Source organism: Methylobacterium mesophilicum (genome assembly GCF_022179445.1).
Lineage (GTDB): Bacteria > Pseudomonadota > Alphaproteobacteria > Rhizobiales > Beijerinckiaceae > Methylobacterium > Methylobacterium mesophilicum.
In genome coordinates this window covers 226,319-245,536 of record NZ_BPQU01000003.1, presented here as the reverse complement: position 1 = coordinate 245,536, position 19,218 = coordinate 226,319, and the positions used below count along the sequence as shown (strand labels likewise).

At 69.3% G+C, this 19,218-nt stretch carries 17 protein-coding genes; 8 read left to right on the top strand and 9 right to left on the bottom strand.

Going from position 1 to position 19,218, the window contains the following annotated elements:
• The first annotated feature begins 22 nt into the window (after window positions 1–22).
• Both MFF40_RS05635 and MFF40_RS05630 read left to right on the top strand, forming a co-directional pair.
• The gene (locus tag MFF40_RS05635) at window positions 23–1,393 is read left to right on the top strand and encodes an FAD-binding oxidoreductase (protein ID WP_238259879.1); all 1,371 of its coding nucleotides are present in this window, start codon (window positions 23–25) and stop codon (window positions 1,391–1,393) included.
• Window positions 1,394–1,404: 11 nt separating this feature from the next.
• Complete coding sequence (locus tag MFF40_RS05630) at window positions 1,405–1,719, top strand: DUF167 domain-containing protein (protein WP_210247783.1); 315 nt, start codon at window positions 1,405–1,407, stop codon at window positions 1,717–1,719.
• A 16-nt stretch (window positions 1,720–1,735) separates the two neighbouring features.
• Here the strand turns inward: MFF40_RS05630 and MFF40_RS05625 are convergent, their stop codons facing one another.
• From MFF40_RS05625 to MFF40_RS05595, 7 genes are all read right to left on the bottom strand, one after another.
• On the bottom strand, window positions 1,736–2,173 hold the full coding sequence (locus MFF40_RS05625; RefSeq protein WP_147853609.1) for a type II toxin-antitoxin system VapC family toxin: 438 nt from the start codon (window positions 2,171–2,173) through the stop codon (window positions 1,736–1,738).
• A complete protein-coding gene (locus tag MFF40_RS05620) occupies window positions 2,170–2,400 on the bottom strand; it encodes an antitoxin (RefSeq protein ID WP_147853608.1) in 231 nt (76 codons plus the stop codon). Before MFF40_RS05620 ends, MFF40_RS05625 begins: the two co-directional genes overlap by 4 nt.
• Before the next feature lie 69 nt (window positions 2,401–2,469).
• A complete protein-coding gene (gene kce / locus MFF40_RS05615; protein WP_147853607.1) occupies window positions 2,470–3,399 on the bottom strand; it encodes a 3,5-dioxohexanoate:acetyl-CoA acetone transferase in 930 nt (309 codons plus the stop codon).
• 2 nt (window positions 3,400–3,401) lie between these two features.
• Window positions 3,402–4,325 (bottom strand): 3-hydroxyacyl-CoA dehydrogenase, encoded by a 924-nt coding sequence (locus MFF40_RS05610; RefSeq protein WP_147853617.1) that lies wholly within the window; start codon window positions 4,323–4,325, stop codon window positions 3,402–3,404.
• Window positions 4,322–6,880 carry a branched-chain amino acid ABC transporter ATP-binding protein/permease gene (locus tag MFF40_RS05605; protein ID WP_238259877.1) on the bottom strand — a complete coding sequence of 853 codons (2,559 nt, stop codon included), beginning with the start codon at window positions 6,878–6,880 and terminating at the stop codon, window positions 4,322–4,324. The genes MFF40_RS05610 and MFF40_RS05605 overlap by 4 nt, the downstream gene beginning before the upstream one ends.
• Window positions 6,881–6,894: 14 nt before the next feature.
• Window positions 6,895–7,770, bottom strand: a complete 876-nt coding sequence (locus MFF40_RS05600) for a branched-chain amino acid ABC transporter permease (protein ID WP_147853605.1) — start codon at window positions 7,768–7,770, stop codon at window positions 6,895–6,897.
• Between the two features lie 7 nt (window positions 7,771–7,777).
• Complete coding sequence (locus MFF40_RS05595) at window positions 7,778–9,037, bottom strand: ABC transporter substrate-binding protein (RefSeq protein ID WP_147896567.1); 1,260 nt, start codon at window positions 9,035–9,037, stop codon at window positions 7,778–7,780.
• Window positions 9,038–9,156: 119 nt separating this feature from the next.
• On the opposite strand from MFF40_RS05595, the gene MFF40_RS05590 reads away from it, so the two are divergent.
• From MFF40_RS05590 to MFF40_RS05565, 6 genes are all read left to right on the top strand, one after another.
• Window positions 9,157–9,858: a GntR family transcriptional regulator gene (locus MFF40_RS05590; RefSeq protein WP_238259875.1), complete on the top strand. Its 702-nt coding sequence runs from the start codon at window positions 9,157–9,159 to the stop codon at window positions 9,856–9,858.
• A gap of 73 nt (window positions 9,859–9,931) precedes the next feature.
• The gene (locus tag MFF40_RS05585) at window positions 9,932–10,699 is read left to right on the top strand and encodes an SDR family oxidoreductase (protein WP_147896565.1); all 768 of its coding nucleotides are present in this window, start codon (window positions 9,932–9,934) and stop codon (window positions 10,697–10,699) included.
• A 91-nt stretch (window positions 10,700–10,790) separates the two neighbouring features.
• Complete coding sequence (locus MFF40_RS05580; RefSeq protein WP_238259873.1) at window positions 10,791–11,525, top strand: SDR family oxidoreductase; 735 nt, start codon at window positions 10,791–10,793, stop codon at window positions 11,523–11,525.
• Between the two features lie 10 nt (window positions 11,526–11,535).
• Window positions 11,536–13,341: an IlvD/Edd family dehydratase gene (locus MFF40_RS05575; protein ID WP_147853600.1), complete on the top strand. Its 1,806-nt coding sequence runs from the start codon at window positions 11,536–11,538 to the stop codon at window positions 13,339–13,341.
• A gap of 397 nt (window positions 13,342–13,738) precedes the next feature.
• A complete protein-coding gene (locus MFF40_RS05570) occupies window positions 13,739–16,702 on the top strand; it encodes an FAD-binding and (Fe-S)-binding domain-containing protein (RefSeq protein WP_238259871.1) in 2,964 nt (987 codons plus the stop codon).
• A 59-nt stretch (window positions 16,703–16,761) separates the two neighbouring features.
• The gene (locus tag MFF40_RS05565) at window positions 16,762–17,442 is read left to right on the top strand and encodes a GntR family transcriptional regulator (protein ID WP_147896562.1); all 681 of its coding nucleotides are present in this window, start codon (window positions 16,762–16,764) and stop codon (window positions 17,440–17,442) included.
• Here the strand turns inward: MFF40_RS05565 and MFF40_RS05560 are convergent.
• Complete coding sequence (locus MFF40_RS05560; protein ID WP_147854122.1) at window positions 17,418–18,359, bottom strand: class I SAM-dependent methyltransferase; 942 nt, start codon at window positions 18,357–18,359, stop codon at window positions 17,418–17,420. The genes MFF40_RS05565 and MFF40_RS05560 overlap by 25 nt on opposite strands.
• Before the next feature lie 116 nt (window positions 18,360–18,475).
• A complete protein-coding gene (locus tag MFF40_RS05555) occupies window positions 18,476–19,129 on the bottom strand; it encodes a GntR family transcriptional regulator (RefSeq protein ID WP_147854123.1) in 654 nt (217 codons plus the stop codon).
• Window positions 19,130–19,218: the final 89 nt, after the last annotated feature.

The following is a 19,218-nucleotide window of genomic DNA, read 5'->3' as shown; positions in this document are numbered from 1 at the left end:
CCCAGCCGCAGAGACCCATCCGATGACAGCCGCCGAATCGATCCTCGCGCGTCTTTCCGATATCGTCGGGCCGTCCGGCCTCGTCACCGGCGCGGAATTGCGCGGCCGGTCGGCGAACTGGACACGGCCGACGGAGCCCTGCGCGGCCCTCGCCCTCGTGCGACCGCGCAACACCGCCGAGACCAGCGCCGTGATGGCCGCCTGCCACGCGGCGGGGGTCGCGATCGTACCGCGGGGCGGCGCCACCGGCCTCGTGGACGGCACCCTCTGCGCGCCGGACGAGATCACCCTCTCCACCGAGCGGATGACCGGGATCGAGCCGGTCGATCCGCTCGGCATGACCGTGGTGGTCGGCACCGGCGCCACAATCGAGAGCGTACAGAACGCCGCCACGGAGAACGGCCTGTTCTTCCCGCTGGATCTCGGCGCCCGCGGCTCGGCCACGATCGGCGGCGCGATCTCAACCAACGCCGGCGGGTTGCGGGTGCTGCGCTACGGCATGATGCGCGAGATGGTGCTGGGCCTGGAGGCGGTGCTGGCGGACGGCACGGTGGTCTCGTCCATGCGCCCGCTGATCAAGAACAACACCGGGCTCGACCTGAAGCAGATCTTCATCGGCACCGAAGGAACGCTCGGGATCGTCACCCGCGCCGTCCTGCGCCTGCGCCCGGAGCCGGCCGGCTACGCCACCGCGCTGATCGCCTGCCCGGGGGTCGACGATGGCGCCCGGGTCCTGCGCGCCGCCCAGAGCGCGTTCCAGGGGCGCGTGTCCTCCTTCGAGGGCCTGTGGCCGGATTTTTATAAGCTGATGACTGCCCCCGGCCGGGCGACGCCGCCGCTGGGCTACGACTACCCGTTCTACGCCATCATCGAGGTCGAGTGCGTGCCGGAGGAGTCGGACCGGTTCCTCGGCCTGCTGGAAGGCCTGATGGGTGAGGGCACGATCCTCGACGCGGCCGTGGCCTCCTCAGAGGAGCAGCGCCGGGGGATGTGGCGTATCCGCGACCGGGTCGAGCACCTGAACGCCGATGGGATCGAGCGCGCCTTCGACGTGAGCGTGCCGCTCTCCAAGATGGACGGCTACGTCCGGGGCGCCCTGGACCGCCTGGCGGCGATCCCCGGTTGCCGCGCCGTCGTCTACGGGCATATCGGCGATAACAACCTGCACTGGAACACGACCCGACTCGACGCCGCCGGCAACGCGGCCATCGACGCCGCGATCTACGCGCCGCTGGCCGAGCTGAACGGCTCGGTCTCGGCGGAGCACGGCATCGGCCTGGAGAAGCGCGGCAAGCTGCCCCTGTCGCGCTCGCCGGAGGAGATCGGCGCCATGCGGCTGATCAAGCGCGCGCTCGACCCGGACAACCGGCTGAACCCGGGCAAGATTTTCTGAAGGCGGGTGCGGTGGCACGAGCTCCGTCGGAGACGGCGGTCAAACCGCTGCGGCTGACCGTCCGGCTGACCCCGCGCGGCGGACGCGACGCCGTGGACGGCTGGATCCGCGACGCGGACGGTGCCCCCTGTCTCAAGGTGCGCGTCGCCGCCCCGCCGGTCGACGGCGCCGCCAACACGGCGCTCGAACGGCTGATCGCCGGCTCTCTCAGGATCGCGGCCGGCGCCGTCCAGATCGTTGCCGGCCATCAGGGCCGGATGAAGCGCCTGGAGATCACCGGCGTGGACGATGAGGCCCTCGCCAAAGTTTTTGGTGTGCCGGGATAGGCACTTGCTGGCGACGTTAATGCACGTCGTTGCCCACGGCATGTGGGTCGAGCCAATTCTCGATTTCCAGCCCTGGAACGCGGCGGAATTCACTCAGGTTCGCGCTGACAAGACATAGATTCAAGGCGAGGCATTGGGCAGCGATCAGGAGGTCGTTCGGCCCGATCGGCGTGCCCCGCTTTGTGAGGAGCGCGCGGATCTCGCCGTAATAGCGATCGGCCGGCGCTGCCAGAGGGGCGATCGGAATCGTTCCGAGCACTGTTTCGGCGCGGTCTGCAAGAGACTGAGACCCTTTTCGCGCCACGCCATACCGGATCTCGGCGGCCGCCACGATGCTTGTGCACACATTGGCTGTGCGCCCTTCGAGCATGGCGGCGACTGGGCCGTCCCGCCCGCGATTGATGAGATCCGACAGAATGTTGGTATCGAGCAGATAGCGCACGATGCCGCTCACAGAACGACGTCTTCCGCCTCGAGATCCGGGATTTCGTCCAACCTGTCTTCCCGCGGAAGCGGTTCCAGCGACGCGATGAGAGCCTCGAGGCGAAGCCGTGGTCGAAGGATCAGGCTCCCATCGGGTTGTCGAGAGACCGACACTTCGTCGCCAGGCAATTCGAACTCCTTCGGAATTCGGACGGCTTGGCTGCGGTTATTCCTGAAGACCTTGGCGATGCGCTCCATGCTCACCTCCCGGCATATGGCTTAACATATGCCCACGTCGGCGACCGCACAAGCAAGGGTGGACCCTCCTCAGAACGCGACCTTGTCCCCGCCCTTCAGCGACAGCATCTCGCGGGCTTCGTCGGGCGACGCGATCTCCAGCCCCAGCCCCTCGATGATGGAGCGGACGCGGCGGACCTGGGTGGCGTTGGTCTCGGCGAGCTTGCCCGGCCCGTCCCACAGGCTGTCCTCCAGGCCGACGCGGACGTTGCCGCCCATCGCGGCCGCCATGGCGGCGATGTTCATCTGGTTTCGGCCCGCGCCCAGCACCGACCAGCGGTACTGATCGCCGAACAGCCGGTCGGCGGTGCGCTTCATGTGCATCACGTCGTCGGGATGCGCGCCGATGCCGCCCTGCAGGCCGAACACGGTCTGGATGAACAGTGGCGCCTTCACCAGCCCGCGGTCGAAGAAGTATTTGAGGTTGTAGAGGTGGGCCGTGTCGTAGCACTCGAACTCGAACCGCGTGCCGTTGGGACCGCAGGTGGTGAGGATGTGCTCGATCTGGCCGAACGTGTTGCGGAAGATGATGTCCTTGTTGCCGAGGTAATCCCGCTCCCATTGGTGCTTCAGGTCCTTGAAGCGGTCCAGCATGCCGAACAGGCCGAAATTCATCGAGCCGAGGTTGAGGGAGGCCACTTCCGGCTGGAAGGTCGCGGCCGGGCGCACCCGCTCCTCGATCGACATGGTCGGCGCGCCGCCGGTGGTGATGTTCACGACGCAGCCGGAGCGCTGCTTGATCACCGGCAGAAACTTGGCGAAGGCCTCCGGCGACTGATCGGGCTGACCGGTCTCGGGGTCGCGGGCGTGCAGGTGGATGATCGCCGCGCCGGCTTCGGCGGCACCGATCGCGGCGTCGGCGATCTCCTCCGGCGTCACCGGCAGATGCGGCGACATGCTGGGCGTGTGGATCGCGCCGGTGACGGCGCAGGTGATGATGACTTTCCGCTGTGAGGCCATGCTCAGTCCTTCTGTGACAGCTTGTGGGCCCGCAGGGCGGCCAGCCGCGCGTCGCGGCGGTTCATGCGGGCGGGCAGGTCTGCGGGCGCTCGCCAGTTCGCGAGGATCGCCTGGGTGGCCGGCGCCTCGTAAACGCTCGGGGGCGCCGGGTCGGCGGCGAGGCTCTTGTAGAATCCGGTGTAGCGCGCGCAGTAATCGGCGATGCCGCCGGGGGCGTTGAGCTCGATCGTCTCGAACGGCCCCATGAAGCTCCAGCGCAGGCCGAGCCCGTCCGCGACGGTCTTATCCAGATCCTGCGGGGTCACGTACCCCTCCGACGCCAGGCGGAACGCCTCCGCCAGCAGCGCGCCCTGGAGCCGGTTGAGGATGAAGCCCTCGATCTCCTTCAGGACGGTGATCGGCACCTGTCCGATCCTCTCGTAGGTCGCCCGGGCGCGCTCCAGCACCGCGGCCTCCGTCCAGGGGGCGCCGGAGATCTCCACGAGCGGGATCAGGTGCGGCGGGTTCACGGGATGGCCGATCAGGCATCGGCCGCGTCCGGGAAGCCCCTCGGTGAACAGCGAGCAGCGGATCGCCGAGGATGAGGAGGCGATGATCGCGTCCGACGGCGCCAGGGCGTCGAGTTCCGCGAACAGGGCCTGCTTCACGTCGAGCCGTTCCGGCCCGTTCTCCTGAACGAAGCCGACGCCGTCGAGGCAGGCGGCCAGACCGTCCGGGGCCCGGATACGGCCGGACGCCGCCTTTGGATCGGGGCAGAGCCCGTTCTCGGAGAGCGTCCGCAGGCCCGCGGCGCAGAGCGGGATCGCGGCCTGGGCGACGCCGTCGGCGGCATCGAACAGGCGCACGTCCCAGCCGGCGCGGGCGAAGATCATCGCCCAGGCCCGGCCGATCAGGCCGGCGCCGACGATCGCGACGCTTTCCGTCATAGCCACAGCACCTTCCGCCTCAGATCCTGGTCCTCGCGCAGCAGGCGCGACTCGCCGGTCCACTGCACGCTGCCGCGCTCCAGCGCGACGGTCCGGTCGGAGAGCGCCAGCGCCAGGTCGAGGTGATGATCCACCAGGATGATCGCGATCTCCCGCCGCAGACGATCGAACGCCTCGAACAGTTCCTCGGTCACCGCCGGCGACAGGCCCTCGAAGGGCTCGTCGAGGAGGAGGAGGCGCGTGTCGCCGGAGAGCGCCCGCGCCACCGCCACCATCTGCTGCTCGCCGCCGGACAGGCGTGCGGCGTCGACGGTCCAGCGTTGCTTGAGGCGTGGGAAGAATTCCAGGACCTTGTCCTCGTCCCAGTGGATGCCCGCGCCGGTCAGGCGCCGCAGCCGGCCGAGACCGAGATTCTCGGCTACGCTCATGCCCGCGAACAGCGCCCGTCCCTGCGGCACGTAGCCGATGCCGAGCCGGGCGATCCGGTCCGGCGTGAGCCCGGCGATATCCTGCGCGCCAAGGACGATCCGGCCGGCGGCCGGGGGCGCCGTACCGATCAGGGTCTTCAGCAGGGTCGACTTGCCGGCGCCGTTGCGGCCGAGGAGGGCCACCACCTCGCCCTTGTGCACCGTCAGGTCCACGCCGTTGAGGATGTGCGACTTGCCGTAGAAGGTGTCGACGCCCGCCATCGTCAGCAGCGTCTCGGTCGCGGCGGCGCTGGCACGCGGCTTCGCCGCGATCGCCTCCGTCCCGGAGCCGAGATAGACCGCCTGCACCCGCGCGTCGTCCCGGGCGTCGGCCACGGAACCGTCCACCAGCACCGCGCCGTCCGCCATCACGGTGACCCGGTCGGCCAGGCGGAAGACCCGGTCGATGTCGTGCTCGACGAGCAGCACCGGGATGTCGGCGGAGAGCGCCTTGATCAGGTCGCCGACGCGCTCCCGCTCGGCCGCGGCCAGGCCGGCCAGCGGCTCGTCGAGCAGCAGGACCCGCGGGCGCGTGGCCAGCGCCAGGCCCATGTCGAGGAGCCGCTGCCCGCCGTAGGAGAGGCTGCCGGCCTCCGCCTTCTCGATCCCGGCAAGACCGGTCCAGCGCAGCAGCTCGGCCGTGTCGTCGGCGATCTTCCGCAGGCGGAGCGCGTCGCGCCACGGGTTCATGTGGGCCGGGTGGCGGGCCTGGACGGCGAGCCTGATGTTCTCTTCCACCGATAGGCCCGGAAACAGGTTGGTGATCTGGAACGAGCGGCCGAGGCCGGCCCGGGTGATCGCGTGGGGCTCGAGCCCGGCGATCTCCCGGCCGTCGAGGAGGATCCGGCCGGAATTGGGCCGGAACAGCCCGGAAAGTAGGTTGAACGCCGTGGTCTTGCCGGCGCCGTTCGGGCCGATCAGGGCGTGCAGCGTCCGGTCGGCCACCGCGAAGGAGACGCCGCGCACGGCGGCGACCGGTCCGAAGCTCTTGCGGATGTCGTCCGCGACCAGGACCGGGCCGTCGGAACGCCCCTCGGCGATGAACCGGGCCGGGACGCGGCCCGAGGCACCGGGCCGGCGGGCCGACATCGCGGCGCCCTCCCCCGGTACGCGTCGGAACGGCCGCATCAGCCGGGCCGCGATCCCCACGAGCCCGTCCGGCGAGAACACGATGAAGGCGACGAACAGCAGCCCGAAATACAGCAGCCAGTCGCCGGTGTAGATCGAGAGGAACTCCCGGAACAGGATGTAGAACAGGGCCCCGAGGGCAGGCCCCAGGAACGAGCGCATCCCGCCGATCACCACCATGGCCAGCAGTTCGCCCGAGAACGCGATGGAGATCGGGTCGGCCGAGGTGAACCGGTGGCTGTAGGCGGAGAGCGCGCCGGCCAGCCCGGTGATCGATGCCGAGATCACGAAGGCCGCGAGCTTGTAGCGGTTGGTGGCGTAGCCGAGGAAGCCGGCGCGCTGCTCGTTTTCGCGGATCGCGACCAGAACCGTTCCCATCGGCGAGCGCCGGAAGCGCCAGAGCGCGACGAGGACCAGGAAGGCGATGCCGGAGACTGCGGCGTAGTAGGCGCCGGGCCGCTGCAGCACCTCCCAGCGGTGCAGGTTGCCGATGCCGTTCTCGCCGCCGGTGAGGTCGGTCCAGCGGAACGCGATGGCGTACAGCATCGCGGTGAACGCGAGCGTCAGCAATGAGAAGTAGACGCCGCGCCGCCGCAAGATCAGGGAGCCGCCGGCGAACGCCGCGATACCGGTGATCGCCAGCGCGCCGAACAGCGGCAGGGCCATGTCGCCCGGCGCCAAGCGGGTCTGAAGGATCGCCACCGCGTAGGCCCCGATCCCGAACCATGCCCCGTGGCCGAAGGAGACGAGGCCTGTCCAGCCGACCAGGATGTTGAGGCCGAGCACGGCGAGGGCGAAGATCACCACGTCGGTGGCGGTGATCAGCGTCAGGCCGATCGCGTCGAGGGCGAACGGCAGGACGATCAGGGCGGCGAGCGCCGCCCAGAGCTGGCGGCTCTCGCGCAGGATCAGGCCGCGCTGTGGGATGGCGAGCGGCAACGGTTCGGCGGTTCCGGACATGGGGCTGCTCCCGCTCACTCGAATCGGGCGATCTGCTCGCCGAACAGGCCGCGCGGGCGCAGCAGCAGGACGAGCACCATGAGGCCGTAGACGGCGGCCTCGGTCGCGGGCGGGTAGGCGTAGGCGGTGAGCCCCCGGACCACGCCGACGATCAGGGCGGCCAGCACCACGCCCCAGAACGAGCCGAGCCCGCCGATCACCACCACGACGAAGGCGAAGGTCAGGATCTCGGCACCCATGGCGGGGTGAACCCCGGTGACCGGCGCCATCATGGTCCCGGCGAGGGCCGCCAGCCCGACGGCGATCGTCACCACCGCGCTCATGTACGGACGGAGCGAAATGCCCAGAGCCGCGACCATGTCGGGGTTCTGGACGCCGGCCCGGACCACGCGGCCGAAGCTGGTGCGGGTCAGGAGCAGCCACAGGCCGCCGACGCAGGCGAGCGCCACCACCAGGATCGAGAGTCTGTAGCGCGAGTAGATCAGGTCGCCGATGAACACCTGCCCCCGCAGCCACCCCGGGATGCCGTAGGGCAGCGGCGCCGCCCCGAAGGCCATGCGCAGGGCCTGCTCGGCCACCATGGCGAGGCCGAAGGTGAGCAGCAGGCCGAGCGTCGGATCGCCCCGGTAGAACCGCCGGAGCAGGAACCGCTCGATCACGAGGCCGAGTACGGCCACCAGCAGCGGCGAGGCGACGAGCGCGCCGCCGAAGCCGATCGTCGGAGTCAGCACGACGGTCAGGTAGGCGCCGATGGCGTAGAACGCGCCGTGGGCGAGGTTCACGATCCCGCCGAGGCTGAAGATCAGCGACAGGCCCAGCGCGATCAGCAGATACTGGACGCCGATCAGAAGGCCGTTGAGCACCTGCTCGAGGATGAAGACGAGCTGCATGGCCGCCTCACGCCGGGAAGGTGCAGGCGTTCTCGTCGCGGGTGGTGGCGAGGACCTCCAGGCTCTCGCCGGGACCGGGCAGCGGCCCGGTCGCCGTGAAGATGTCGTAGGGATTCTTGACCTGGTCCGCCGGCAGGGCGGTGATCGCGTACATCTCCTGCATCAGCTCGTGGTCCCAGGGGCGGAAGTAGCCCTCCCGGGTCTTGGCGATGTCGAAGGTCGCACCCTTCTCCAGGTACTCCACGATCTTGGTGGAATCGGTCGACTTCAGCGCGTTCATGGATTGGGCGACGATCTTCATAGCCGTGTAGTCGCCCCAGCCCTGGTTCTCCGGCGGCTTCTTGTACTTGGCCCGGAAGGCCGTCACGAATGCCTTGGCCGACGGCGAATCGATCTGGTGGTGCCAGACCACCGGCCATGTGCCGAGGAAGTTGCCGGGGCCCGCGCCCCAGGCCAACGCCGTATCGAAGCCGAAGCCGGCGACCGGGAACGGCAACCCGAACTCGCTGTACTGCTTGAGGAAGTTGGTGATCTGCGCGCCCGCGAGGTTGCAGATCACGAGATCCGGCCGGCCCTGACGCAGCTTGAGCAGGAACGGCGAGAAGTCGGTGAGCTCGGTGGGGATCAGGTCCTCACCGGCAAGCGTCGCCTCGTTCGCGATGAAGAACTTCTTGGCCTGCTTGAGCAGGTCGTGACCGAACGCGTAGTCGGCGGTGAGCGCGTAGACCTTCTTGCCCTTGATCAGGCCCTTCTCCACCAGCGCCCGGCCCGCTGCGCGGACCATCATGGTGTTCTGCGCCTCGACGTGGAACAGGTAGCGCTTGCAGTCGGCACCGCGCAGCGCGTCCGAGTTCGCGCCGGTGTTGATGAACAGCACCTTCTCGCGCTGCGCCACCTGGCTGATCGCCAGCGCCGAGGCGGAGTTGATCTCGCCGACCAGGCAGGCGACGCGGTCGCGCTGGACCATGCGCTCGGCCTTGGCCGAGGCGGTCTGCGGATTGACGCTGTCTTCGGCCAGCAGCTCGACCTTCCGGCCGGCGATGCCGCCGGCGGCGTTGATCTCCTCGACGGCGAGCTGCGCGGCCTGAACGGCGAACTCGCCCAGCGGCCCGAGGAAGCCGGTACGAGGGGTCAAGTGACCGATCCGGATCACGTCCGACTGTCCCTGGGACAGGGCCGGGCTGGCGAGCGCCGGCGCGATGAGGGCCGCGCCGCCGACTCGCAGCAGGCCGCGGCGAGAGAGAGAATCCCCGAACCGATCCGTCATCGTTCCGCTCCCGTGCGTTTCCTCCAGCCGGGCATTCTTGACGGGCTCTGACGGCCCTCACCCAAACTGTGATCACAGATCACTAGCGCGATAGTGCCGGATCCGTCTAGTGTCGGCACATGAGTTCCATGTCGGCCCTCGCCGAATTACCCCAGCTCGAACGGCGCACCCTGGCCGACACGGCGTACGAGGCCCTGTCGGACCTCCTGGCGTCCGGCCGGCTCGCTCCCGGCGACCGGCTGTCCCTGCGCCAGAGCGCGGCGGCGCTCGGCGTCTCGGTGATGCCGGTGCGCGAGGCGGTGAGCCGACTCGTCGCCGACGGCGTCCTCGAAGTGGCGGCGACCCGGGCGATCCGGGTGCCGATCATGACGGCGCAGGATTTCCGGGCGCTGGCCGAGACCCGCATGGCCGTCGAGGGCATGGCCGCCGCGCGCGCCGCCGAGCGCCGGAGCGAACCCGAACTCGTCGCGATCCGGAAGGCCGAGGCGGCGTTCCGCCTGGCGGCCGCATCCGCGCAGCCGGACAGCACCCTGGCCGTCCGGCTGAACCGCGACCTGCACTTTGCGATCTACGCAGCCTGCGGATTGGAGCCGTTGCACGCGATCATCGCCCGCCTGTGGCTGAAGGCGGGCCCGGTCATCAACCTGGACCTGCGCGCCCACCCGGAACGGCTGCTCCAGGGTTTCGCCCTGCGCCGGCATGCCGAGGCGCTGGGGGCGATCGAGGCCCAGAACGGACCCGCGGCGGCGGCTGCGATCGCCGCGGACATCCGCGAGGCCGCCGACTTCATCCTATCCCGCGGAGGGCTGCGGGACGCGTAGTTTTGGTGAGCATCGGCTTCATCCGAAGGGCGACGAACGCCTTCGAAGCGATGCCTGGACGGGAGGAACGACCATGGATCTCGGAATCGCCGGCCTGCGCGTACTCGTGACCGCGGGCGCCGCCGGAATCGGACGCGGCATCGTCGACGCCTTCCTCGAGGAAGGCGCGCGGGTCTTCGCCTGCGACATCGACCAGGAGGCCCTGGCCGCCCTCCCCGAGGCGGTGGGGCGCTGCCGGACCGACGTCGCCGACCGGGACGCGGTCGGCACCATGATGGCGGCGGCGGTCGAGCATCTCGGCGGCCTCGACGTGCTGGTCAACAACGCCGGCATCGCCGGGCCGACCGGGCGGGTCGAGGAGATCGCCCCGGAGGAATGGGACCGCTGCCTGACGGTCTGCCTGACCAGCCAGTTCAACTGCGCGCGCCTGGCGGTGCCCCACCTGCGCGCGAGCAGCAACGGCTCCATCGTCAACCTGTCCTCGGCCGCCGGTAAGTTCGGCTTCGGCCTGCGCAGCCCCTACGCGGCGGCGAAATGGGGCGTGATCGGCTTCACCAAGTCCCTCGCGATCGAGCTGGGCGAGGCGGGTATCCGGGTGAACGCGATCCTGCCCGGGCTGGTGGCCGGCGACCGGCAGCGCCGGGTCCTCGAGGCCAAGGCGCAGCAGCAGGGCACGAGCTTTGCCGAGATGGAGGCGCGCGCCTTCTCGTTCGTGTCGGTCAAGGACTACGTCACGGCCCGGCAGCTCGCCGACCAGATCCTGCTGCTGTGCTCGCCGCGGGGCCGGACGATCTCCGGACAGGCGATCTCCATCGACGGCGACACGCGGATGTTGTCCTGAACGCGGGCGGCACGGTTTACGCCGCGGATCGGATCACGGCAGATTGGCGGGCGGGCGGCACCACGACCGCGCGATCGGGAGGAACGGGAGCATGCGTCTCGCGGGCAAGACAGCATTGGTCACGGCCGCCGGCCAGGGCATCGGCCGGGCGAGCGTCCTGGCGCTGGCGCGCGAGGGCGCGCAGGTGCTGGCCACCGACGTCCGGGCCGACGCACTCGGAACCTTCGCGGGCGTAGCCAACGTCACCACCGCGCCCCTCGACGTGCTCGACCGGGCGCAGATCGAGGCCGTGGCCGGCGGGCTGGACCGGATCGACGTGCTGTTCAACTGCGCGGGCTACGTCCATGCCGGCACGGTGCTCGACGCCAGCGACGCGGATTTCGACGTCGCGGTGAACCTCAACGTCCGGTCGCAGTTCTGGACGATCCGCGCGGTCCTGCCACGGATGCTCGAGACCGGCGCCGGGAGTATCGTCAACATGGCGAGCGTCGCCGGCTCCCTGCGCGGGCTGCCGAACCGCTTCGTCTACGGACTGACCAAGGCCGCGGTGATCGGCCTGACCAAGTCGGTGGCGGCGGATTACGTGGGCCGCGGCATCCGCTGCAACTGCATCTGTCCCGGCACGGTCGACACGCCGTCGCTCGCCGACCGGATCAACGCGTTCGACGATCCCGTGGAGGCCCGCAAGGCGTTCATCGCCCGCCAGCCCATGGGCCGCCTGGCCACGGCCGAGGAGATCGCCCCGCTGGTGGTGTTCCTGGCCAGCGACGAGGCCGCCTTCGTGACCGGCCAGAGCTATTCCATCGACGGTGGCATGACGATCTGAGGATTCGACCATGAGCGAGAAGCGCCGCGTATCCCCCGCCGACCTGCGCTCCAAGGCGTGGTTCGACAACCCGCACAATCCGGGCATGACCGCGCTGTATTTGGAGCGCTACCTGAATTTCGGCCTCACGCCCGCCGAGCTGCGGTCCGGCAAGCCGCTGATCGGCATCGCCCAGACCGGCTCCGACCTGTCGCCATGCAACCGGCACCATCTGGAGCTGGCCAAGCGCGTGCGCGACGGCATCACGGCGGCCGGGGGCGTCGCCTTCGAGTTCCCGTGTCACCCGATCCAGGAGACCGGCAAGCGGCCGACCGCCTCCCTCGACCGGAATCTCGCCTACCTGTCGCTGGTCGAAGTCCTGTACGGCTATCCGCTGGACGGCGTCGTGCTGCTGACCGGTTGCGACAAGACGATGCCGGCCTGCCTGATGGCCGCCGCCACCGTGAACATCCCGGCGATCTCACTCAATGTCGGTCCGATGCTCAACGGCTACTTCCAGAAGGAGCTGACCGGCTCGGGCACGATCGTCTGGAAGACCCGCGAGCGGCACGCGGCCGGCGATATCGACTTCCAGCAATTCATGGACATCGTCGGCTCGTCGGCCCCGTCCACGGGCCATTGCAACACCATGGGCACGGCCTCGACCATGAACGCGCTGGCCGAAGCGCTGGGCCTCGCCCTGCCCGGCTCGTCGGCGATTCCCGCCCCCTACCGCGAGCGTGGGCAGGCCGCCTACGCCACCGGGTTGCGCATCGTCGACATGGTCTGGGAGGACCTCAAGCCGTCCGACATCCTGACCCGGGAGGCGTTCGAGAACGCCATCGTGGCCAACGCCGCCATCGGCGGCTCGACCAACGCCCCGATCCACATCAACGCCATCGCCAAGCATATCGGCGTGCCGCTGACCTGCGACGACTGGGAGCGGGTCGGCTTCGAGATCCCGCTGCTGGTCGACATGCAGCCCGCTGGCCGCTGGCTCGGCGAGGAGTATTTCCGGGCGGGCGGCCTGCCCGCCGTGTTCGCCGAGCTGATCGACGCCGGGAAGGTCCACACCGAGGCGCCGACCTGCAACGGGTTCACCGTCGGCGAGAATTATCGCGGGCGGCACAGCTGGAACCGCGACGTGATCCGGGCCTACGAGACACCGCTGATGGAGCGGGCCGGCTTCCTCAACCTCAAGGGCAGCCTGTTCGATTCCGCGATCATGAAGACCTGTGTGATCTCGGAGGAGTTCGCCGCCCGCTACCTCCGCAACCCCGAGGACCCGATGGCGTTCGAGGGCCGCGTGGTCGTGTTCGAGGGGCCGGAGGATTACCACCACCGCATCGACGATCCGACACTCGGCATCGACGAGAACACCGTCCTGATCATGCGCGGCGCCGGCCCGGTCGGTTATCCCGGTGCGGCCGAAGTGGTGAACATGCAGCCGCCGGGGGAACTGATCCGCCGCGGCGTGACCTCCCTCCCCTGCATCGGTGACGGTCGCCAATCCGGAACCTCCGGAACGCCCGCGATCCTCAACGCCTCCCCCGAGGCGGCGGTGGGCGGCGGCCTGGCGCTGCTGCAATCCGGCGACCGGGTCCGCATCGACCTCAACACGCGCCGCGCCGACATCCTGCTCCCGGCCGAAGAACTCGACCGCCGCCGTGCCGACCTCGCGTCCCGGGGCGGTTTCCCGTTCCCGGCGACGCAGACGCCCTGGCAGGAGATCTACCGCGACCAGGTGGCGCAGCTCAACGAAGGCATGGTGCTGAAGGGTTCCGTGAAGTTCCAGAAGGTGGCGCAGGCGTCGGGCGTCCCGCGGGATAACCATTGACGGGACTTGCCGCCAAGATCGAGCGATGACGGCTTGATACGCAAAAAGGGGCGGCGGCACGCGGGACGAGGCATTTGATTAAATCTGTGTTCCCGTAGATCTTTTCTGCTCCGTCGAAACGAATATTCACAATGTCATTCCGGGCCGCCGCAGGCGCGCCCGGAATCCAGAAACACCAACCGTGCAAGTTCCTGGGCTGTCGGCGGTTATGGACCCCGGGCTCCGTTACGCGGCCCCGGGGTGACGCCGTGGATGCCGGGGCGTCCAATCGATCCGTAGACAGCGATATCGGCAGGGTGTGCCTAAAGGCCTCTCCCTCAACCAGCCGTTCCCTCCCTCGTGAATTTTGAATACGATCCTTCCATGGGCGGGGACGCGCCTTCGGGAGGGAACGGCCGTGACGCAAGCCAAGGCTCGAACCGCGGCATCGCCGCGGGCGGCGGCGCGCCTGGATGGCGGATTGGCGCGGAAACTCGCGGAGCAGCTCCAGGGTGAAGCGCGGTTCGACGCGTTCACCCGCGGGCGCTACAGCACCGACGCGTCGATCTATCAGATCATGCCCGCCGGCGTGGTGCTGCCGCGCTCGGCCGCGGATGTCGCGGCGACGCTGCGGATCGCGGCCGATCACGGCACCCCGGTGATCCTGCGGGGCGGCGGCACCTCTCAGAACGGCCAGCCGATCGGCTCCGGCCTCGTCGTCGATTGCTCGCGCCACTTCAATGGCATCCGCGCCTACGATCCCGAGGCCGGCACGATCACGGTCGAGCCCGGCATGGTGCTGGAGCGGCTCAACACCCGCGTGAAGGCGGATGGCTGGTTCTTCCCAGTGGAGCCCTCGACGGCGACCCGCTGCACCATCGGCGGCATGGCCGGCAACAATTCTTGTGGCGCCCGCTCGCTGCGCTACGGCAAGATGAGCGACAACGTCCTGGCCATCGACGCCCTTCTTCCCGGCGGCGAGGCGTTCGGCTTCGGCCTCACCGGCAACGCGGCCACCGGTGTCACGGGCTCCCATCACGCGGAGGCCTTGGCCGGGCGTATGCGCGCGCTGGCCGAGAGTCATCGCGACGAGATCGAAGCCCGCTACCCGAAGGTCCAGCGGCGTGTGGGCGGATACAATCTCGACGCGCTGATCGAGCCGCGCCCGAACCTCGCGCATCTGCTGGTCGGCTCGGAGGGGACGCTCGCCGCGACGACCTCGGTCACCCTCAAGCTGTCGCGCCTGCCCGCGCACCGGGTGATGGGCGTCTGCCACTTCCCGTCGTTCCGCTCCGCCATGGAGACGACGCAGCACATCGTGGCGCTCGATCCGGTGGCGGTCGAGTTGGTCGACAACAACGTGCTGGTGCTCGGCGCCGACATCCCGCTGTTCCGGGCGACGCTGGCCGACATCACCCGCGGCAAGCCGAACTGCCTGCTGCTGGCGGAGTTCGCCGGGGACGACCTCGCCGCCCTGAAACGCGACCTGAAGCGCCTGGCTGCCTGCATGGCCGACCACGGCCATCCCGACGCCGTGGTGGAGATCCTGGAGCCGGCGCGTCAGCGCTCCGTGTGGGAGGTGCGCGAGGCCTGCCTCAACATCATGATGTCGATGAAGGGCGACGCGAAGCCGGTCTCGTTCATCGAGGATTGCGCGGTGCCGCTGGAGCACCTGGCCGACTACACCGATGCGGTCACCGCGGTGTTCACCAAGCACGGCACCCGCGGCACGTGGTACGCCCACGCCTCCGTGGGCTGCCTCCATGTCCGCCCGATCCTCGACATGAAGGAGGGGGGCGACGTGACGCGCATGCGCGCCATCGCGGAGGAGACCTCCGAACTGGTGCGCCGGTACAAGGGCTCCTATTCCGGCGAGCACGGCGACGGCATCTCGCGCTCGGAATACATCGCGCCGCTGTTCGGACCGGTCCTGACCCGCGCCTTCGAGACCGTGAAGGACGCGTTCGACCCCGAGAACCGGCTCAATCCCGGCAAGATCGTCCGGCCCCTGAGCATGGACGACCGGAGCCTGTTCCGGTTCAAGCCCGACTACGCGGTGACCGAGCCCGTGAAACCCGCCCTCGATTGGTCGGATTGGGGCGGCTTCGGCTCGGCGGTCGAGATGTGCAACAACAACGGCACTTGCCGGAAGCTCGCCGGCGGCGCGATGTGCCCGTCGTACCGGGCGACCCGCGAGGAGGAGCACCTCACCCGCGGCCGGGCCAATTCCCTCCGCCTCGCCATCTCCGGTCAGCTCGGGCCGGACGCCTTCACCAGCAAGGCGATGAAGCGCACCCTCGACCTGTGCGTCTCCTGCAAGGCCTGCCGCCGGGAATGCCCGACCGGGGTCGACATGGCCAAGATGAAGGTCGAGTTCCTGCACCACTACCACGCCCGCCACGGGCTGCCCCTGCGCGACCGGCTGATCGGCCTGATGCCGCATTACGCCGGGATCGCCGCCAAGCTCGCCCCGCTCCTCAACCTGCGCGACCGGCACCCGGCGCTGGCGGCCCTCTCGGAGCGGATGGTCGGCCTCTCGGCCAAGCGGTCGCTGCCGCGCTGGCGGCGCCCCTGGAGCGAGCAGGGCGAGGCGGCGCATCCCGGCGACGTCACGGGCGATTTCCGCGACGTCATCCTGTTCGGCGACACCTTCAACCGCGCCTTCGAGCGGGAGAACCTGGAGGCGGCCGAACGGGTGCTCCGGGTCGCCGGCTACCGGCTCCACCGGGTCTTTCCGTCCCGGGGACGGCGCCCGCTCTGCTGCGGCCGGACCTGGCTCGCCTCCGGCCAGACCGACCGCGCCCGCGCCGAGGCACGCCGGACCCTCGATACGCTCCTGCCGTACATCCGGGCCGGCGCCCGCGTGGTCGGCCTGGAGCCGTCCTGCCTGCTGACCTTCCGGGACGAGTTTTCCGCATTGCTGCCGGGCGACGAGACCGCTCTGTTGGCCCGGCAATCGCTCCTGTTCGAGGAGCTGTTGGCCGGCGACCTGGCGGCCGGCCGGATCGCGCTGCCGCTCGCGGACCAGGGCGGCCGCGTCGCGCACCTGCACGGACATTGTCACCAGAAATCTTTCGGCGTGATGGGCTCGGTGGAAACGGTGCTGCGGAGCGTGCCCGGCCTCGATGTGCGGGTCATCGAATCGAGCTGCTGCGGCATGGCCGGGGCGTTCGGCTACGGTGCCGAGACGATCGAGACCTCCTTCGCGATGGCCGAGCTGTCCCTGTTCCCCGCCCTGCGCGCGGCGGGGCCCGGCGACATCGTGGTGGCCGACGGAACCAGCTGCCGTCACCAGATTCACGACGGCCTCGGCCTCCGCGCGGAACACGTGGCCCGCCTTCTCGATGACGCGCTCGTGCACGCCCCGCCGCCTCGACACTGAATTGCCGGGCACCTACACATGCACATAGGTTGCTTTGACCGTGCGTGCACCGTGGGCCCATGAACAAGATCGACCCCGGCATCGGGATCAGCCGCCGCTATCTTCACGACGAGGTGGCGGACCGGATGCGTGAACTGATCCGCTCCGGAGAGATGGAGCCGAAGGCGCGGATCAACGAAGGCGAGCTGACGGAGCGTTTCGGGATCTCGCGCACGCCCCTGCGTGAGGCGATCAAGATCCTGGCGACCGAGGGTCTGCTTGAACTCCTCCCCAACCGCGGGGCGCGCGTCGCCAGCATCTCCGAGACAGAACTCGAGGAGATGATGGAGGTGATCGCCGGGCTCGAGGCCACCGCGGGCGATCTCGCCTGCCGGACGATCTCGGACTCCGAGATCGACGCGATCGAGGCCGACCACGAGGCGATGGTGGCGGCCTGGAAGGCGGGGGACGAGGCTGGATATTTCAGCCGCAACCGGCAGATCCACGAAGGCATCATGGCGGCGAGCCGCAACACCGTCCTCGCCAACATCTACGAGAGCCTGTCCGGCCGGATCCAGCGGTCGCGCTACTCCGCCCGGCAGACCCCGGACCAGTGGGCCCGGGCCGTGTCGGAGCACGAGCGCATGATCGCGTTGCTGCGCGCCCGGGACGGCACCGCCCTCGCGACCTTGATGCGCGAGCACATCCGCGGGAAAAAGTCCGTGATTGCAGCCAATTACGGGGTGGTCGAGGTCGACTGAGCCGTCATCTCGAACCAGAACGAGGCGCCCGGGGTGCGGGAATCGTTGGGATAGAGGAACGGTATGTCGGGCCCCGGCCCGCGGGCGGCGAAGACCGCCTCCACCCGGGCGCGCGTCGCCGGATCCTGGCAGAGATACATCACCGGGACGGTCACCCGGAACGGCGGCGCCCCGCACATCAGCATGGCGGCCAACAGGTACTGCTCGTTGTAGAGCCGGCAGTTCCACGCGGCCGGGTAGTCGTCCGGGATGAAGATGTCGTGGATCTGCACGATCACGCCCGGGGCGAGCCGGGGCATGACTTCGAAGAAGAACACCGTCACGTCGGAATTGGCGAAGGATCTGTGTGATCCGTCGAAGAAAACGATGTCTCCGGCGCGCAACTCTTCGAAGATCGTCAGGTCGCAGCCTTCGAGGGGCGTGCGAAGCGTCGTGTCGCAGAGCGCATCGATCTCGCGGCGGGGCATCGGGTCGATCGAGGTGATCGTGGTCGGCAGCTTCAGCGCGTCGATCGTGTAGCGAGCAAAGCAGGTCGAGCAGCCGGACCCGATCTCGAGGTAGCGGGCCGGCCGCTTCCACGCAAGCATGGTCATCAGGGCGGCCGCGTCGAGGGCCGTGAACCACGTGTTGTTCCAGTGCGGCGTCGCCGGATCGCCGATGGCGGGATCGTGGGGGACGCCGTGGAGCAGGTCGGCCTGCGCCTCCAAAGCCGTCAGGAACGCGTCGTAAGCCACGCTCTCCCGGGCCAGGACCGAGCGGAGCTGACCGTGCGGCGCGCGGCCGGGCGTCCAGCGGGAGGACGGCACCACCGGGTGATAGTCGTGGACCGTATGGCTCCAGCGGAACGGCTCGGTGCTCGCCCGGAAGATGTCGAGTCCGGCGCGGCGCCCGGCGCTTCTCACGATGTCCTTCAGCATGACCATCCCCGATTTCTTGGGACGAACATGCCGGCAGCTCAACTTCTAGTCGAGTCTGATCGGCAAGCTAAGCAATTTTCGCCGGGGTTTACGGTTAAGCTGGCCGCGCGACACGCTCAGGCGGCGCTCGGCGTCCGGAGCCCGGCCACCAGATCCGTGAAGCGGTCCCCCTGGACGATGACGTGGCTGCGCAGGGCTTCGGCCGCCGCGACCTCGTCGCCGGCCAGGATCGCGGCCACGATGCCCTCATGTTCGGCCAGCGATTGCGGGAGGCGCTGCCGGACCCGCAATTGCAACCTGCGGTAGGGCGCAAGCCGACGGTGCAGCGACAGGGCCTGCTCGGCCAGGAAGGCGTTGCGGCTCGCCCGGTAGACCACCGTGTGGAACACGTAATTCTCGGCGTAGTAGCTCTCGGTATCTTCCTGGGCCATCGCCGCCTTGCAGCCGGCGAGTGCCGCCTGCAGGGCCTCCGAATCCTCAGGGACCAGGCGTCGGGCGGCGAGCCGGCCGCAGGCGGCCTCGATCTCTGCCATGGCCTCGAACATCGCGAGCAGCAGGTACGGCTCCGGCGCGCTCACGATGGCGCCCCGCCGCGGCTTGGCCTGGACCAGGCCGGTCGCCGCCAGTTGCAGCAGCGCCTCGCGGATCGGCGTGCGCGAGACGCCGAAACGCAAAGCCAGCTGATTCTCGTCGAGGCGCGACCCGAGCGCGAGGTCGCCCGAGACGATCTCGTCCTCGATCCGCTGCCTCAAGCGCTGAGCGTGGCTCATCCCTCCGGTCCCTCTGCGCCGACAACGGGCGCTGCGTGCGTCGGCTTCCTGAAACACCGTCCGACGTTCCGCCAGTCACATATGCTTCA

Coding starts and splice junctions, on each gene's coding strand:
- MFF40_RS05635 (WP_238259879.1), top strand. CDS start 23: ATGACAGCCGCCGAATCGATCCTCGCGCGTCTTTCCGATATCGTCGGG.
- MFF40_RS05620 (WP_147853608.1), bottom strand. CDS start 2,400: ATGGAGCGCATCGCCAAGGTCTTCAGGAATAACCGCAGCCAAGCCGTC.
- kce (WP_147853607.1), bottom strand. CDS start 3,399: ATGGCCTCACAGCGGAAAGTCATCATCACCTGCGCCGTCACCGGCGCG.
- MFF40_RS05610 (WP_147853617.1), bottom strand. CDS start 4,325: ATGACGGAAAGCGTCGCGATCGTCGGCGCCGGCCTGATCGGCCGGGCC.
- MFF40_RS05605 (WP_238259877.1), bottom strand. CDS start 6,880: ATGTCCGGAACCGCCGAACCGTTGCCGCTCGCCATCCCACAGCGCGGC.
- MFF40_RS05600 (WP_147853605.1), bottom strand. CDS start 7,770: ATGCAGCTCGTCTTCATCCTCGAGCAGGTGCTCAACGGCCTTCTGATC.
- MFF40_RS05595 (WP_147896567.1), bottom strand. CDS start 9,037: ATGACGGATCGGTTCGGGGATTCTCTCTCTCGCCGCGGCCTGCTGCGA.
- MFF40_RS05590 (WP_238259875.1), top strand. CDS start 9,157: ATGAGTTCCATGTCGGCCCTCGCCGAATTACCCCAGCTCGAACGGCGC.
- MFF40_RS05585 (WP_147896565.1), top strand. CDS start 9,932: ATGGATCTCGGAATCGCCGGCCTGCGCGTACTCGTGACCGCGGGCGCC.
- MFF40_RS05580 (WP_238259873.1), top strand. CDS start 10,791: ATGCGTCTCGCGGGCAAGACAGCATTGGTCACGGCCGCCGGCCAGGGC.
- MFF40_RS05575 (WP_147853600.1), top strand. CDS start 11,536: ATGAGCGAGAAGCGCCGCGTATCCCCCGCCGACCTGCGCTCCAAGGCG.
- MFF40_RS05565 (WP_147896562.1), top strand. CDS start 16,762: ATGAACAAGATCGACCCCGGCATCGGGATCAGCCGCCGCTATCTTCAC.
- MFF40_RS05560 (WP_147854122.1), bottom strand. CDS start 18,359: ATGCTGAAGGACATCGTGAGAAGCGCCGGGCGCCGCGCCGGACTCGAC.
- MFF40_RS05555 (WP_147854123.1), bottom strand. CDS start 19,129: ATGAGCCACGCTCAGCGCTTGAGGCAGCGGATCGAGGACGAGATCGTC.